The sequence below is a fragment of the Afipia massiliensis genome, assembly GCF_014203115.1.
Lineage (GTDB): Bacteria > Pseudomonadota > Alphaproteobacteria > Rhizobiales > Xanthobacteraceae > Afipia > Afipia massiliensis.
In genome coordinates this window covers 278,379-293,880 of sequence record NZ_JACHIJ010000001.1, presented here as the reverse complement: position 1 = coordinate 293,880, position 15,502 = coordinate 278,379, and the positions used below count along the sequence as shown (strand labels likewise).

The following is a 15,502-nucleotide window of genomic DNA, read 5'->3' as shown; positions in this document are numbered from 1 at the left end:
CTTAGCTCGCCTTCTTGATCTTGAAGCTGCCGAGATATTCCTCAGGCTTGGCCGGGTCGAACGGTTTGCCCATAACTGAGAAGCTCTTTGTCGTCGTGGTCGGTGGGGTGAGACCGACCTCCTTCATCAGCTTCGCAGTGTCGGTCGCAAGGTAGACCTGTTCGGCGACGGCCTTGTAGTCCACATCACCCTTGATCTGCCCCCAGCGCTTCATCTGGGTCATGATCCAGATCGCAAAGGACTGCCAGGGGAACGGATCGAAATCGACGCGGTTCGGCTGCGTCACGATGTTGCCGAGCCCGTCAGCGAAAGTGCCGGTCAGGATTTGCTCCAGCACGATTGGCGGCTGGTTGAGGTAATTCGCCGGCGCAATCGCCTCTGCGATCTGCTTGCGGTTCTCGGCCTTGTGGGCGAATGCGGTGGCATCGATGATCGATTTCAACAGTGCCGCGTAGGTGCCCGGCATCGTGGTGACGAATTCCTTTGATGCCGCGAACGCGCAGCACGGATGGCCTTCCCAGATGTCCTTGGTCAGGATGTGGATGAAGCCGACGTTGTCGTAGACGGCGCGCTGGTTCATCGGATCGGGGCCGAGGAAGCCGTCGATATTGTCGGCGCGCAGGTTCGCGACCATTTCCGGCGGCGGCACAGAGCGGATCTGCACGTCGGCGTCGGGATCGATGCCGTGCTCGGCGAGATAGTAGCGCAGCAGGTAGTTGTGCATCGAGTAGTCGAAAGGCACGGCGAACTTGAAACCCTTCCAGTCCTTCGGGTTGCGCTTGTCCTTGTGCTTCAGCGCCAGCGTAATGGCTTGACCGTTGATGTTCTCCACCGCAGGCATGGTGTAGGGCACCGGATTCGATCCCACGCCCAGTGTCAGAGCGAGTGGCATCGGTGAGAGCATGTGCGCGGCGTCGTATTCCTTGTTGACAGTCTTGTCGCGGATGACGGCCCAGCCGGCGGTCTTGATGACTTCGACGTTGAGGCCATTCTTGGCGTAGAAGCCCATCGGCGCCGCCATGATGATCGGGGTGGCGCAGGTGATCGGAATGAACCCGACCTTGAGGTCTTTCTTCTCGAGCGGAGCGCCCTGCGCGAAAACTTCGGTGGCAGTCTTCAGCGGGAAGAATTGCGAGACCGCGGCGACCGCAGTGGCGGCGCCGACTGATTTCAGGAACGCGCGGCGAGCTGCATCCTGGGGGAACACCGCGCGCATCACGGCAGAGGCGACAACGCCTTCGTAGCGCTGCTCATCGCTTTCCGCAGGCGTTGCCTGGAACTGGAGGGCGGCTTGGTGCTCGGCGTCGCTCGCGTGCTGGCCGCATGAGCAGCCGTATGAGGAGAGGCGACGGTTCGGATCGAACGGATTGTCGAAGGTGGACATGAAAGCCTCCAGCGTTATGTTTCCATTCACTACGCAAGGGTCGTGCCACTGCCGGTTTGCGCGATTTATCAATGTGCCTGCGGCACAGCGGTAATATTGTCTGTTACGAAATATCGTGATATACGAATAGTCGTAATTCAATCACGATATCTCGTAGTGAGGGTGGATGGACGTTTCGCTATCGGTACCTTCGGCGCGTGATCACGATGTGTGGGGAGCGGCGTTCGATTTCGCGACCGAACCGATGCTGCTGCTGGACCCTCACGGCGACCGCATCGTTGACGCTAATCCAGCCGTTTGCACGCTGTTGGGATATGACCGCGCTCTGCTGCGGCAAATGAAAATCAGCGCGCTCCATGCTGGACAGGTGCCCGCGCTGATCGTTTTCACGCAGGCGGTGTTCGACAAAGGCTCGTTCTGGACCACGTCGCTGACCCCGCGCCATGCGGCGGGAAACAAACTTCGGCTGGAATACACCGGCTCGCTGATCCCGCAGGACGGGACGCCGCTTGTGCTCCTGGCCCTGAATGACCTCGAACAGCGCCGCCGCCGTCTGGTCGATCTTACGGCGGAAGATCACATGCGCGGCGGCATCGCGGCCTGGCAACGCGTCGAGCGCGTCTTCCGCGACATTGAACGCGAAAACCAACTCATCCTGCGTGCCGCCGGCGAGGGCATCTACGGAGTCAACGCGGAGGGCAAGACCACGTTCGTCAATCCGGTGGCTGAACGCATCCTCGGCTGGTCAGCGGAGGAACTTGTCGGGACCAACATCCATTCGACCGTGCACCACACCCATCACGATGGTCGGCATTATCCGCACGAGGACTGCCCGATCTATGCGGCGTTCCGTGACGGCGCGGTGCATCAGGTCGATGATGAGGTGTTCTGGCGCAAGGACGGCACGCCAGTCTGGGTCGAATACACATCGACACCGATCCGTGATCGCGGCGTGGTGGTCGGCGCGGTGATCGTGTTCCGCGATGTCAGCCAGCGTCGCGAGGCCGACGAAAAATTGCGGGCGGCGCTTGCCGAAGTTGATCAACTGCGCGAGCGGCTCGAGCAGGAAAACGCCTATTTGCAGGAGGAAATCCGCACCGAGACAAATCCGCGCGGCATCATCGGCCACACGGCGGCGGTGCAGAAAACGCTGCGGCAGGTCAGCCTTGTCGCGCCGACCGATGCGACAGTGATGATCACTGGCGAGTCCGGCACCGGCAAGGAACTGATTGCGCGCGCCATTCACGAGGCGAGCCAGCGCAGCGACCGTCCGCTGATCCGCGTCAACTGCGCGGCGATTCCGCGCGAACTGTTCGAGAGCGAATTCTTCGGCCATGTACGCGGCGCGTTTACCGGCGCGTTGCGCGACCGCATCGGACGGTTTGAACTGGCCGATGGCGGGACATTGTTTCTGGATGAAGTCGGCGAAATTCCACTGGAGCTTCAGGGCAAGCTGCTGCGCGTGTTGCAGGAGGGGCATTTCGAGCGCGTCGGCGAGGAACGCACGCGCGCGGTAAACGTCCGCGTCATCGCTGCCACCAATCGCGAACTGAAGCAGGAAGTGAAGCAGGGGCGTTTCCGCGAGGACCTCTATTTCCGGCTCAATGTGTTTCCTGTTGAGACTGTGCCGCTGCGTGATCGCCGCGAGGACATTCCGCAGCTGGCGCAACACTTCCTCGCCAACGAAAGCAAATCGTTCAAGTCCGATCTGCGGCTGTCTGAAGGCGATGTGCGCCGCCTGATGCAATATGACTGGCCGGGTAATGTTCGCGAATTGCAGAACGTGATCGAGCGCGCCGCCATTCTAGCCCAGAACGGACGGCTGCGGATTGATCTGCCGATCCAGCAAGGCGGAACCGAATTACTCGCCGTATCGCGCCGTCTGAAGAACGGTGCACCGCAGCCCATCATGACTGACGATGAAATGCGGGAGCACGAGCGCAACAACATTCTGGCCGCGCTGAAGGCGTCCGGCGGCAAGGTCTTCGGCAAGGACGGCGCAGCGGAACTGCTGGCCATCAAGCCGACAACGCTGGCGTCGCGGATCAAATCGCTCGGAATTTCGGCACGAAACCTCGATTCGCCAATGCGTTAGGCAGTCCTTGCCCGTTGTTAGCGCTTGATAGCGGCTTGTTCAGGTGTTCTGCTCAAAAAACGAGCCATGAGGTTGTCGCGCCGTGTCCATTGCCGTCGCTCTGCATCACGTCACACACTATACGTATGACCAGCCTGTCAGCCTCGGGCCGCAGGTCATCCGGCTAAGGCCGGCGCCGCATTCCCGCACCCGAGTATCCAGCTATTCGCTGAAGGTTCTGCCCGAACAGCACTTCGTCAATTGGCAGCAGGACCCCCAGGGAAACTGGCTCGCGCGCTTTGTGTTTCCCGAACCGGCGCGTGAGTTCAAGATTGAGGTGGACTTCATCGCCGACATGGCGGTGGTCAATCCGTTCGATTTCTTCGTCGAACCTTACGCTGAGACGCTTCCGTTTCAGTATCCGTCCGATCTCGCCGACGAACTCGCGCCTTATCTGAAGACCGAGCCTGTGACACCATTGCTTGCGCAGTATCTTGCAAGTATTCCGCGAGAACCGACGAACACGGTGAACTTCCTCGTCGATCTCAATGCAAAGCTGCGCGACAGGATCAATTATGTCATCCGCATGGAGCCGGGCATCCAGTCTCCGGAGGAAACGCTGCAAAGTGGCGCCGGGTCTTGCCGCGATTCCGCGTGGCTTTTGATACAGGCGCTGCGCCATCTCGGATTAGCCGCGCGCTTCGTCTCTGGTTATCTCATTCAATTGCGTCCCGACATCGATCCGCTGCAGGGACCACGCGAGGTCGAGGCCGACTTTACGGATTTGCATGCATGGGCAGAGGTCTATCTGCCGGGCGCAGGCTGGATCGGCTTCGACGTGACATCCGGCATGCTGACAGGTGAGGGGCATATTCCCGTCGCGGCCTCGCCGCACTACCGCACGGCCGCGCCGATCAGCGGCAACGTCAGTTCGGCGAATGTCGAATTCGGTTTCGAAATGAAGGTGACGCGCGTCAATGAAGCGCCGCGGATCACCAAGCCGTTCTCCGATGAATCCTGGCGGCGTCTCGATACCTTGGGCGAGAAGATCGATGCCGATCTCGCGGCCGATGACGTCCGCCTCACGATGGGCGGCGAGCCGACATTCGTTTCCATCGACGATCTGGAATCTGCCGAATGGAATACTGCTGCGGTCGGTCCGACAAAACGCGGTATCGCTGACGATCTCATCCGTCGTCTGCGCAGCCGCTTCGCGCCGGGCGGCTTGCTGCATTACGGACAGGGCAAGTGGTATCCCGGCGAGAGCCTACCCCGTTGGGCGTTCGGACTCTATTGGCGCAAGGACGGCGTACCGATCTGGCGAAATCCCGATCTGATCGCACCGTTGGAAGGGCCGCGCTCGGCGAAGATCGAGCAGGCGGAAAAATTCGCGACGCATGTTGCCGAAAAACTTGGTGTGGACGCGAGCAATGTGCTTCCTGCCTATGAGGATCAGGCGCACTGGTTGCTGAAAGAGAACAGCCTTCCGGGTAACGTCGATCCGAGCGATTCAAAACTGGCCGATCCTGAAGAGCGCTCCCGTATGGCTCAGGTATTTCAGCAGGGACTGAATGTGCCGCGCGGTTTCGTGCTGCCGGTGCAGCGCTGGAACGCGAAGGCCGCCAGCCGCTGGCGAAGCGAAAAATGGAATCTGCGGCGCGGAAATCTGTTCCTGATGCCGGGCGATTCACCACTCGGGCTGCGGTTGCCGATGAGTTCGTTGCAATGGATCCCGCCTGAGGACTATCCCTACATCGTCGAACAGGATCCGATGGAGGAACGCGAGCCGCTGCCGGCGTTCGATGGCGGCCCATCGTCACCCGAACCGGTTGCGCAGCCTCCCGTATTCGACGATGGCGCGCAGATGGACGGTGCGCCGCGTCAGTTCATTCAGGAACAGCAGGTCGGAGACGGCAAGGGCGGTGTCCGCACCGCCTTGTCGATTGAAATCCGCGACGGCATCCTGTGCGCGTTTATGCCGCCGGTCGAGAAGCTCGACGATTATCTGGAACTGATCGCAGTTGTCGAGGCGACAGCCGAGGACATGAAGCTTCAGGTGCATGTCGAAGGCTACGCGCCGCCCTACGATCCGCGTGTTGAGGTCATCAAGGTCACGCCAGATCCTGGCGTGATCGAGATCAACATTCATCCGGCGAAAAACTGGCGCGAGATCGTCGATACGACCATCGGTCTGTACCAGGAGGCCGCACACGTTCGGCTGGGCGCGAACCGTTTTCTGATCGACGGACGCCACACCGGAACAGGTGGCGGCAATCATGTCGTGATCGGCGGCGGTACGCCCGCGGACTCGCCCTTCCTGCGGCGTCCCGACCTGCTCAAGAGCGTTGTGCTGTTTTGGCAGCGTCATCCGTCACTGTCGTACCTGTTTTCGGGCATGTTCATCGGCCCGACCAGTCAGGCGCCGCGCATCGACGAAGCGCGACATGATGCGCTTTACGAACTCGAAATCGCCATGGCGCAGATTCCACCAAAGGGCGAAAAAGTCCCGTTGTGGCTGGTCGATCGCACCTTCCGTCATCTGCTGGTGGATATCACCGGAAACACCCATCGCGCGGAAATCTGCATCGACAAACTGTATTCGCCGGACAGCCCGACGGGCCGTCTCGGTCTGGTTGAATTCCGCGCGCTGGAAATGCCGCCCGATGCGCGCATGAGCCTGGCGCAGCAGCTCATCATCCGCGCGCTGATAGCGAAATTCTGGCGCGATCCGCAGGATGGCCGCTTCGTACGCTGGGGCACCACGCTGCACGATCGTTTCATGCTGCCGTATTTCCTGTGGCAGGATTTCCAGGACGTTCTGTCGGACCTGAAAGAGGCGGGTTACGACTTCGAGCCCGAATGGTTCGAGGCGCAGCTTGAATTCCGCTTCCCCCTTTTCGGCAGCGTGCAGTATGGCGGCGTGACGCTGGAATTGCGTCAGGCTCTGGAGCCCTGGCACGTGCTTGGCGAGGAAAGCACAGGCGGCGGCACGGTGCGTTATGTCGACTCCTCGGTCGAACGGTTGCAGGTCAAGGTGAATGGTTTCGTCCAGGGACGCCACGTCATCACTTGCAATGGCCGTCGCCTGCCGCTGACGGATACCGGGCGTTCGGGCGAGGCCGTCGCCGGCGTACGCTTCAAGGCATGGCAGCCGTCATCCGGATTGCATCCGACCATTCCGGTCCATGCGCCGCTGACCTTCGACATCCTCGATACCTGGAACGGGCGCTCGCTGGGCGGCTGCGTCTATCATGTCGCCCATCCCGGAGGCCGCAGCTACGAGACCAAGCCGGTCAACAGCTACGAGGCCGAGGCGCGGCGGTTGGCCCGCTTTCAGGACCACGGCCACACGCCCGGCCCAATAATCGTGCCTTCCGAGGAAAGAACCCTCGAATTTCCCCTGACTCTGGACCTTCGGACGCCGCTCCCGCATTGAGGCCGCCGCCATAATCGGCGAAATTGTCGCGGAAAGCAGAAAGCGAGTCGGGATGGCGGACACGAGGAACGGAGAGACCGGATCGCGGCGGGTGCAGCAGGACCTTCTGGACTGCACACGCGGCTATGCGCCGCTCCCTGGAATTCCCGACGAGTTTCTCGATGCCAAAGGTCAGCCTCGCGAGGTTTGGGCCCGGTTCTTTGATGCATTCTCCACGCTTGCGCCCGGCGAAATCGAGCGCCGTTTTGCGTCCGCCGATCAACATATGCGCGAGGCCGGCGTTACCTATCGGACGCCGGGGGATGCGGCAGACCGGATGTGGCCGCTCAGTCACCTGCCTCTGCTGATCGACGAAGCCGAATGGAAGCAGATTTCTGAAGGTGTTGCCCAGCGGGCCCAATTGTTTGAACTGATCTTGCGCGATCTGTATGGCGAGGGCCGGTTGATTGCCGATGGCGCATTGCCCGCGGCCGCTATCGCAGGAAGCTCGGAATATCTGCGCTCCGTCTCCGGTGTATCGCCGCCCGGCGGCCAGTATCTCAATCTCTATGCCGCCGACATCGGTCGCGGTCCGGATGGGCGCTGGTGGGTTTTGTCCGACCGCACACAGGCGCCATCCGGCGCGGGGTATGCACTGGAAAATCGGCTGGTGCTGTCTCGCGCGCTGACAAATCTTTACACGTCGATGAATGTCGAGCGCGTTGCGCCTTTTTTTGAAGCATTCCGCGACAGCTTGCGGGGGATCTCGGATCGCGACGAGCCGCGTATCGGCTTGCTGACACCCGGCAATTTGAGCGAGACGTATTTCGAGCACGCCACACTGGCGCGTTATCTCGGCTTCCTGTTGGTGGAGGGCGACGATCTCGCGGTGAGCGAAGACCGGCTGCATGTCCGCACCGTGGCTGGCCTGAAACGGCTCGATGTGCTGTTGCGGCGGGTCGATTCCAATTCGCTCGACCCGCTCGAGCTCGACGCCCGATCCATGCTCGGCGTGCCGGGCCTGATCGACGTCGTCAGAAAGGGCGGTGTTGCGGTGGCGAACATGCCCGGATCCGGCGTGATGGAGGCGCGAACGCTGCTTGGATTCTTGCCGAGCCTCAGCCAGCGCTTCTTCGGCGAAGGGCTGAAGATGCCGCACATCGCGACATGGTGGTGCGGACAGAAATCGGCGCGCGAGGAGGTGCTGTCACGTCTGGACGATATGGCCATCGAAGGCGCTTACGGCCAATCAGTACCCGGCTTTCCGGGGCGCGGTCCGATTATCGGCGGCTCGCTGTCCAGGGACGAGCGCGCGCAACTGGTTGCAGCGATCGGCAAGCGCGGCATCGACTACGTCGGGCAGGAGATGGTGCGCCTTTCCACCACGCCGGTGTGGGATAACGGTCACATCTCGCCGCGCCCGTTCGTGCTTCGGGTGTTTGCCGCTGCCACGCCGAACGGCTGGACTATCCTGCCGGGCGGGTTCTGTCGTATCGCCGATCAGCCCGATGCGCGGGCGGTATCCATGGGCGAGGGCACCCGCGCCGCCGACGTCTGGGTGGTGTCAGAGAAGGAAGTCGCCACTTCGACGCTGCTGCCGCCGAGCGACGCCGTTCGCATCAAGCGCATCGCCGGATGGGTACCGAGCCGTGCGGCGGATAATCTGTTCTGGCTCGGCCGCTATCTGGAGCGCGCCGAAGCTACGCTACGGCTGGTGCGCGCACTGGGCGGCGCGTTGCGAGAGCCCGGCAAGGGCCCGTCGCCAATGCAGCCGGTGATCGAGCGGATACAGCGCCTCCTCGTTGCTTGGGGCGCGACCACGCCGTCTGCGCGCGCCAAGCTGGCCACTACCGCCGCGCAGTCGTTGCAGGCGCACGACAAATTCGGCTCCGCGCTATCACTGGTCCGTTCGGCGCAACGCACAGCGAGGACATTGCGCGAGCGGTTGTCGCCCGACGCATGGCATGTCATCACCGGCATGGTGGAGCGCCTGTCGGAAAAGGCCGAGGACGACGAGGCGCTGCTGGAGGCTGCCGAGTGGACTTTGCAATCGCTGGCGACGTTCGCAGGCCTTGCGCAGGAGAACATGAACCGCGCGGCTGGCTGGCGTTTTCTGGAAATGGGACGGCGCGTGGAGCGCGCGATCAACATCGCTCGTTTCGCGCGCCAGTTCGCTTACGATGCTGCAACCGGCGAGGATCTCGATCTGCTGCTGACGCTGGTCGATTGCCAGATCACCTATCGCTCGCGCTATCTGGTTGGACCGCTGCTGGCGCCAGTACGCGATCTGGTGGTGCTGGACACATACAATCCGCGTTCCGTCGCGTTTCAGATCGCCGCGCTCAATGAGCACATCGCCAGTCTTCCGAGCATGGGAGAAGGCGGGCTAATCGATCGGCCGCATCGTCTTGCCGTGACGCTTCAAGCCGTCATGACGGCCGGTGAAGCGGAGGCCTTCGATACCAAGGCGTTGTTCTCGCTCGAGCAAAATCTGCTCAACCTCGCCGATGCCATCGGCTCGCATTACTTCCCGCACGGCAGTAGCGCATTGCGCCCGGAGAAGCTGACGGGGTTCGCGTGATTTACGACATCCGTCATGTCACGACGTACTCTTACGAAAGCGCAGTCAGCTTCGCGCGGTGTTCACTAAGGCTTGAACCGAAAACTGGTGATGGCCAGCAATTGATCTCGCATAGCGTCGAGATTAAACCGGGCCCGCTGGAGCGCACGGTGAGGACGGACTTTTTCGGAATCCGTACCGAAAGCATCGTGATCGAGGCTGCTCATCGTGTTTTGCGTATCGATGCGCGATCGCGCGTGGATGTCGCGCGTGCCGCGCCACCTCGCGACATGAAATCTCCGCCCTGGGAGAAGGTGCGCGAGGCGGCGTTCACGACGAATGGCCTCGCGGCGAGTTCTCCGGTGGGCTACCTGTTCGCAAGCCCACTGGTGCCCATCCTGTCACCGGTCACGGAGTATGCAGCGGCAAGTTTTCCGTCGGATGCCGGGATATTCGGTTCGACTGCAGACTTGATGTGGCGGATCAATCAGGATTTTGTCTACGATCCAAAAGCGACGGAAATCTCCACGCCACTGCGGGACGTTTACGAGAACCGGCGCGGAGTGTGCCAGGATTTTGCACACGTCATGATCGCAGGACTGCGCGGTCTTGGGCTGCCGGCAGCCTATGTCAGCGGCTATCTACGAACCACGCCGCCGCCGGGCCGACCACGGCTTCAGGGCGCGGACGCCACGCATGCATGGGTCTCGGTTTGGTGCGGGGCGGAGATCGGCTGGATGGGCTTCGATCCGACCAACGATCTGGTGATTGGCAACGACCATGTCGTTTTGGCCGTCGGCCGCGATTACACGGATGTTTCGCCGGTTGATGGTGTGATCGTCGGGTCGCGCAAACAAAAATTGGCTGTAGCGGTGGATGTGATCCCGGCAGAGTAGATGCCGGGGCGATCAGCTTTTGTGGCTGCCGTCGGCGCAGAACGAGGCGCGGATGTTGCAATCCGCGGGGCTGCGGCCCTCCTTGCGGCAGCGCGCCGAGGCGGCATCGATAGCCTGACCGAGCGTTGCGGCTTCGGCGGTGTATGCCCCCCAGTAACGGGTCCGCCGAATGCGGGTGGTATAGAAGGCCATCGCGCCACATTTGGTTGTTGAGGAAATCTTGCAGCCGCGGCCGCCGTTGTTGACGCAAAGGGTCAATGCGCGCGCCTCTGCCTCATCTCGCGTCGCCTTTTGCCACACCGCACCCCATGCTCCGCGCGCCGCAAAGCCGATAGCGGCCCATTGCTCGGCAGGCGGTGCTGGAGCTTTCGGCTTGAGCGATTCAAGTCGAATTTTGGCAAGCGGAGCGAAATTCCCGTTTGGATACTTGTCGAGGTAGGCCGCGATTTCAGCAGGATTCCGCGAGTCCTTCACCGAATTCCAGAAGGTGATTTCCGCGCTGGAGTCAGTCTGTGCGAAGCCTGTTGCGGGTTGCGAGAACAAGGCAACCGCAAGCGCCAGCGCACAACAGATCCCGCGTCGCATCTCCTATCCCCGTTTCGAGTTTGGCGCAGACTAAAAGCCCGTTTTGGCCTTGTCGAGCGGGGGGAGACGCGTTCCTGCGGATAACCCCTTCCTATGCTTCGTATTATCCGCGCGGTGTGGCTTTCAACCATCGTCGGAGGAGTTGAGCCGCAAGCTATGATTTCGATCGCTTGGCTTTCTTCGCTGGTTTTGTTGTGCGGGATTTCTTTACGGACTTCTTCGCGGGCACTTTTTTCCCTTCCTTTCGCGCTTCGGAAAGGCCGATAGCGATTGCCTGCTTTCGACTCTTGACCGTCTTGCCCGATCTTCCGCTCTTCAACGTGCCCTTTCGCTTGTGCAATGCACGCGCGACTTTTTTCGTTGCGGCCTTTGAATATTTCCGCGCCATAACTGTCTCCGCAATTGATACTGCCCTCGGATAATCGCCCTAAGCGGCGATAGGTTCCGATTTGCGGTGGGCAAGCAACGATGACGAAGGCCGCGACGACGCTGGAAGGCTAGCGGCCGTTTGCTGCGGTCACGATCCAGATCGAGCCGCCGAGCGGGACCGTGTCGCCTTTTTGATGCGCGGCGAGTGCGGAGCGAAGCGATTGCGTGGTCGCTTCGATCTTGTCAGGCGGCTGGTTCTCAAGCGCGCGGCTGGTGGGGCCGATAGCAAGAGTCGTCTCAATGGCGGCTTCAAGTCCGCGGCCGGTCGCGATGTCGAGCGATAGATCGATCCGCTCCATCCCGATGTTGGCGAAGCCAGCCTCGTCAAGAATGCGGCGAACACGGTCCTCGCTGGCAAACGAGAAGGGACCCGGATCGTCCGGCTTCATTTCCGGAAGCTTCGGCACATGTTTGTACGCTTCCTGCAGGCCGAGCATCATCCAGGGGTTGTCGCGCGGCGTGCGCCAGCAAGCGAACGCAAGGCGGCCGTTCGGCCGCAATGCCTTGCGCATGTTCGCGAAGGAGTCCGAGGGGTGTGCAAAGAACATCACGCCGAACCGGGAAAACAGCAGATCCGTGCTCGCCGGAGCGAATGGGTAAACCGTCGCGTCGGCCAGTATGAATTCGACCGGCGCACCCGCGGGCGCAAGCTCTCGGGCCCGGCCCAGCATGGGCTCGGAAATGTCCACACCGATGACGCGCCCAGCGGGGCCAACCTTTTTCAGAAGATCGAAAGAGGTGGCTCCGCAGCCGCAGCCGACGTCGATCACGGTTTCACCGGCTTTGACGGCGGCACGATCGATCAGGACTTCGGACACAGGCCCAAGGACGACATCCTGAAGTTGCTGCCGATCGGTCCAGTGACGGCCGGCAGGACCATTCCAGTAGGCGATCTGATCGGCGTTGCGGTCGTCGATGGCGGACTGGGTCATGGGGCGCTCCGGTGATGCCCGTTCTTTCTAGGCCAGTCCGGCGGCGCTGAACAGGCAAGCCTTCCATGCATCGCTGGTTCGACGGGGAGCGCATTGCTCAAGTCCATCCAGAGGTTCTTGAAGCGCACCGTCAGGAGCCCTTAAAGAGGATTTTTCCCGTACCTTTTGCGGCGTGGGAAATCGCGGCTGCGGACTCGATGAGCGGGTAGGTCGCTTCCACGGGCGTAAAGATTGTTCCGTCTGCGATCCAGCCGGCCATTCTCTTCTGAACCTCAACAACGCGCGCCGGGGGATTCTTGTTGAACCAGTTCAACAGCCAGAAGCCTTTGAGCGTGAGATCGCGAAAGATGTTAGGCGCCGTGAAGAAGGGACCCGGCCCGCCGCTCATGACACCATAAGCGACCAGCGTACCGCCGTTGGCCAGACAATCGTTCAGCGACATCAGACCCGGGCCCCCAACGCTGTCGAGCGCAAGCATGATTTTCGCCTTGCCCGTCGCTTCCGCGACCCGTTTGGCCAAATCAGGACCTTCAACGAGAACAATGTCAGCGCCGAGCTTTTTCAGTTCGTCGACCAACTCAGGACGACGCACGACGCTGACGGTATGAACACCCATCTGTTTAGCGATGGCGATGACCGCACGACCGACACCAGAATTGCCGGCGCTCTGAATGACCCAGTCGCCCTTCTTGAGAGAGACGTACTCTGTCAACAGAAGGTATGCCGTCGGTGGATTGACCATCAGCATCGAAAGCTGCTGCGGGTCCGCATCAGCCGGCAATGCAAACAGTCCGTCGGCCTTGACCTTGCTGCGCGTCAGCCACGTCGATGTTCCTCTTGGAAACAGCACGCGATCGCCTTCCCTGATTCCGGCAACACCAGAACCAACTTTGGTCACGCGTGCTACGCCTTCAGTGCCGACGGGTGCGGGCAGTTTTGGCTGCACGCCATAAAGGCCACGCATCAGCACGAGATCCGAAGGGTTGATCGGTGAGAACTCCATATCGATAACGATTTCGCCGGCTCCGGGAGCGCCGGGATCGGGAAGTGTGACGGTTTCGACCACTTCCCACGGCTTGCCGAACGCATTGAGCTGAACGCTATGCATGGTGTCCTCCCAAAGTCGCCGCTTGCGGCTGAGCGAAAAATGTTTTGTTTAGTCCGATATTACAACTAATCTGAACCAGCAACTAAATGAAGGAAATGACTGGTATGCGCGAACCCTCTTTCGCACGGCTGAACTGCTCGGTCGCGCGTGCGCTCGCGGTGCTCGGCGATGCGTGGTCTCTTCTGATCCTGCGGGACGCGCTGGCAGGTGTTCGAACGTTCGAAGGCTTTATGCGCGGACTCGGCATCGCACGGAATACGCTGACCGACCGGTTGCGGCATCTCGTCGAGGAGGGGATGCTGGCGCAAATGGACGTTGGCAAACGCGGAACACGTTTCGAGTACGTTCCGACACAAAAGGCGAAAGAATTTCAGGCTCCGCTGATGGCGATCATGCAATGGGGCGACCGCTGGGTGTCCGGACCCGGCAACGAGCCGGTCGTTGCTGTTGATCGCGAAAGCGGCGCGGCGATCAAACCACTGATCGTACGGAGCACCTCAGGCCGAGCGGTCTCCTCCGACGAGCTGATGTACAAACCCGGGCGCGGCGCGACGACGGTGACGCGAGACTATCTGCTTGCGAAGAACAAGCGAGCGGTAGTCAGGAAGACTTGATCCGCGCCGTTACCAAGCGCGGAACAAAACGCTCGCATTCACGCCGCCGAAGCCGAAGCCGTTTGACAGCACGTGCTCTATCGCCATAGGCCGCGCGGCACTGCGCACAAGATCGATGCCTTCCGCGGCAGCATCCGGGTGATCGAGATTGAGCGTGGCCGGCGCGATCTGGTCGCGCAAAGCCAGCACCGAGAAGATGGCCTCGAGACCACCCGCCGCGCCGAGCAGATGGCCCGTCGCAGACTTCGTTGAACTGACCGCGACCCGTCCATCGGTACCAAACACCGCCTTGATCGCTGCGAGCTCGCCATTATCGCCAACCGGCGTCGAGGTCGCATGAGCGTTGAGGTGCTGAACCTCGATTGGAGAAATGCCGGCCTGGCGCAGGGCGATTTCGATCGAGCGGCGCGCGCCGTCGCCATCTTCCGGTCCGGCCGTCATGTGGTAGGCATCCGACGTCGTGCCATAACCGACAAGTTCGGCAATCGGAGTTGCGCCGCGGCTCAGCGCATGGTCGAGCGTTTCGATGACCACAATACCCGCGCCTTCACCCATCACGAAGCCGTCGCGGTCGCGGTCGAAAGGACGCGAGGCACGCTGCGGTTCATCGTTGAAATTGGTGGAGAGCGCGCGGGCGGCGGCGAACCCGCCGAGGCTGACGCGATCGATACACGCTTCCGCTCCGCCGGCGATTGCGACATCCGCTTCGCCCGCGAGCAGAAGACGTGCGGCGTCCCCGATGGCCTGCACGCCGGCCGCGCATGCGGTCACCGGTGCACCCAGCGGGCCCTTGAAACCGTGACGGATCGAAACCTGTCCGGCGGCGAGGTTGACGAGAAACGATGGGACAGTGAACGGTGACAGGCGGCGAACGCCGCGTTCATCAGTCGTGCGGACCGCATCGACAATGGCGGGAAACCCACCTACGCCGGAGCCGATGATGGTCGCCGTGCGTTCGCGCGAACGCGCATCCTGAGGAGCCCATCCGGCCTGTGCGATCGCTTCGTCCGCCGCCAGCATGGCGAACTGGATAAAGCGATCCATCTTCTTCTGGTCTTTCTTTTGAACAGCGCGGTCCGGATCGAAGCCGAATTCCGGATCATCAACGATGTCGGGCACAGTGCCACAGGCTTTCACCGGCAGGTCAGCGGCGACATTGTCAGACAATGCGCGGATGCCGGACTGACCGGCAATCAAACGCGACCAGTTGCTCTCGACGCCGCAGCCGAGCGGCGAGACGGCGCCCATTCCGGTGACAACGATCCGTCGTATGGAGCTGTTTCGTTTCACGATTTCACCACAGGTTGCTGAGAGACAACGCAGCCCGCTTGCCGGGTGTGCGGCTTAGCACACCGGCGGAATCCCGCCGGTGCATTGCAAGTTGGCGCTAGTGGAGTGGATTTGACATTCGCGACCCGCCGGCAGCGAGTCCTCAAAGCGAATGTCAAATCCAAAACTCCACTAGAAATTCATATTTTCTGGTGGTCCTTTGATTCTAACATTCG

General features: G+C 61.3%; 11 protein-coding genes. 5 read left to right on the top strand and 6 right to left on the bottom strand.

The window, feature by feature from the left end:
* Position 1: 1 nt before the first annotated feature.
* Positions 2–1,384 carry a CmpA/NrtA family ABC transporter substrate-binding protein gene (locus tag HNQ36_RS01305; protein ID WP_184082155.1) on the bottom strand — a complete coding sequence of 461 codons (1,383 nt, stop codon included), beginning with the start codon at positions 1,382–1,384 and terminating at the stop codon, positions 2–4.
* 166 nt (positions 1,385–1,550) lie between these two features.
* On the opposite strand from HNQ36_RS01305, the gene HNQ36_RS01300 reads away from it, so the two are divergent.
* The 4 genes from HNQ36_RS01300 to HNQ36_RS01285 all read left to right on the top strand — a co-directional run bounded on the left by HNQ36_RS01300 (position 1,551) and on the right by HNQ36_RS01285 (position 10,329).
* On the top strand, positions 1,551–3,479 hold the full coding sequence (locus tag HNQ36_RS01300) for a sigma 54-interacting transcriptional regulator (RefSeq protein WP_184082154.1): 1,929 nt from the start codon (positions 1,551–1,553) through the stop codon (positions 3,477–3,479).
* 82 nt (positions 3,480–3,561) lie between these two features.
* Positions 3,562–6,894 (top strand): transglutaminase family protein, encoded by a 3,333-nt coding sequence (locus HNQ36_RS01295; protein WP_184082153.1) that lies wholly within the window; start codon positions 3,562–3,564, stop codon positions 6,892–6,894.
* Between the two features lie 52 nt (positions 6,895–6,946).
* Complete coding sequence (locus HNQ36_RS01290) at positions 6,947–9,454, top strand: circularly permuted type 2 ATP-grasp protein (RefSeq protein ID WP_184082152.1); 2,508 nt, start codon at positions 6,947–6,949, stop codon at positions 9,452–9,454.
* The gene (locus tag HNQ36_RS01285; RefSeq protein WP_184082151.1) at positions 9,451–10,329 is read left to right on the top strand and encodes a transglutaminase N-terminal domain-containing protein; all 879 of its coding nucleotides are present in this window, start codon (positions 9,451–9,453) and stop codon (positions 10,327–10,329) included. The genes HNQ36_RS01290 and HNQ36_RS01285 overlap by 4 nt, the downstream gene beginning before the upstream one ends.
* Positions 10,330–10,341: 12 nt before the next feature.
* On the opposite strand, the gene HNQ36_RS01280 is transcribed toward HNQ36_RS01285, so the two are convergent.
* From HNQ36_RS01280 to HNQ36_RS01265, 4 genes are all read right to left on the bottom strand, one after another.
* A complete protein-coding gene (locus HNQ36_RS01280) occupies positions 10,342–10,914 on the bottom strand; it encodes a DUF4189 domain-containing protein (RefSeq protein WP_046830018.1) in 573 nt (190 codons plus the stop codon).
* A 154-nt stretch (positions 10,915–11,068) separates the two neighbouring features.
* On the bottom strand, positions 11,069–11,302 hold the full coding sequence (locus HNQ36_RS01275) for a DUF6496 domain-containing protein (protein ID WP_184082150.1): 234 nt from the start codon (positions 11,300–11,302) through the stop codon (positions 11,069–11,071).
* 109 nt (positions 11,303–11,411) lie between these two features.
* On the bottom strand, positions 11,412–12,275 hold the full coding sequence (locus HNQ36_RS01270) for a class I SAM-dependent methyltransferase (protein ID WP_184082149.1): 864 nt from the start codon (positions 12,273–12,275) through the stop codon (positions 11,412–11,414).
* A gap of 130 nt (positions 12,276–12,405) precedes the next feature.
* Positions 12,406–13,383, bottom strand: coding sequence for a zinc-dependent alcohol dehydrogenase family protein (locus HNQ36_RS01265; protein WP_184082148.1), 978 nt, complete (start codon positions 13,381–13,383; stop codon positions 12,406–12,408).
* Between the two features lie 104 nt (positions 13,384–13,487).
* Between HNQ36_RS01265 and HNQ36_RS01260 the strand changes: the two genes are divergently transcribed.
* Positions 13,488–13,997 carry a winged helix-turn-helix transcriptional regulator gene (locus HNQ36_RS01260; protein WP_184082147.1) on the top strand — a complete coding sequence of 170 codons (510 nt, stop codon included), beginning with the start codon at positions 13,488–13,490 and terminating at the stop codon, positions 13,995–13,997.
* 9 nt (positions 13,998–14,006) lie between these two features.
* On the opposite strand, the gene fabF is transcribed toward HNQ36_RS01260, so the two are convergent.
* Positions 14,007–15,269, bottom strand: a complete 1,263-nt coding sequence (gene fabF, locus HNQ36_RS01255) for a beta-ketoacyl-ACP synthase II (protein ID WP_184082750.1) — start codon at positions 15,267–15,269, stop codon at positions 14,007–14,009.
* Positions 15,270–15,502 lie beyond the last annotated feature (233 nt).

Excerpts from the sequence above, each read along its gene's own strand:
- HNQ36_RS01305 (WP_184082155.1), bottom strand. The coding sequence starts at position 1,384 with ATGTCCACCTTCGACAATCCGTTCGATCCGAACCGTCGCCTCTCCTCA.
- HNQ36_RS01300 (WP_184082154.1), top strand. The coding sequence starts at position 1,551 with ATGGACGTTTCGCTATCGGTACCTTCGGCGCGTGATCACGATGTGTGG.
- HNQ36_RS01290 (WP_184082152.1), top strand. The coding sequence starts at position 6,947 with ATGGCGGACACGAGGAACGGAGAGACCGGATCGCGGCGGGTGCAGCAG.
- HNQ36_RS01280 (WP_046830018.1), bottom strand. The coding sequence starts at position 10,914 with ATGCGACGCGGGATCTGTTGTGCGCTGGCGCTTGCGGTTGCCTTGTTC.
- HNQ36_RS01275 (WP_184082150.1), bottom strand. The coding sequence starts at position 11,302 with ATGGCGCGGAAATATTCAAAGGCCGCAACGAAAAAAGTCGCGCGTGCA.
- HNQ36_RS01270 (WP_184082149.1), bottom strand. The coding sequence starts at position 12,275 with ATGACCCAGTCCGCCATCGACGACCGCAACGCCGATCAGATCGCCTAC.
- HNQ36_RS01265 (WP_184082148.1), bottom strand. The coding sequence starts at position 13,383 with ATGCATAGCGTTCAGCTCAATGCGTTCGGCAAGCCGTGGGAAGTGGTC.
- HNQ36_RS01260 (WP_184082147.1), top strand. The coding sequence starts at position 13,488 with ATGCGCGAACCCTCTTTCGCACGGCTGAACTGCTCGGTCGCGCGTGCG.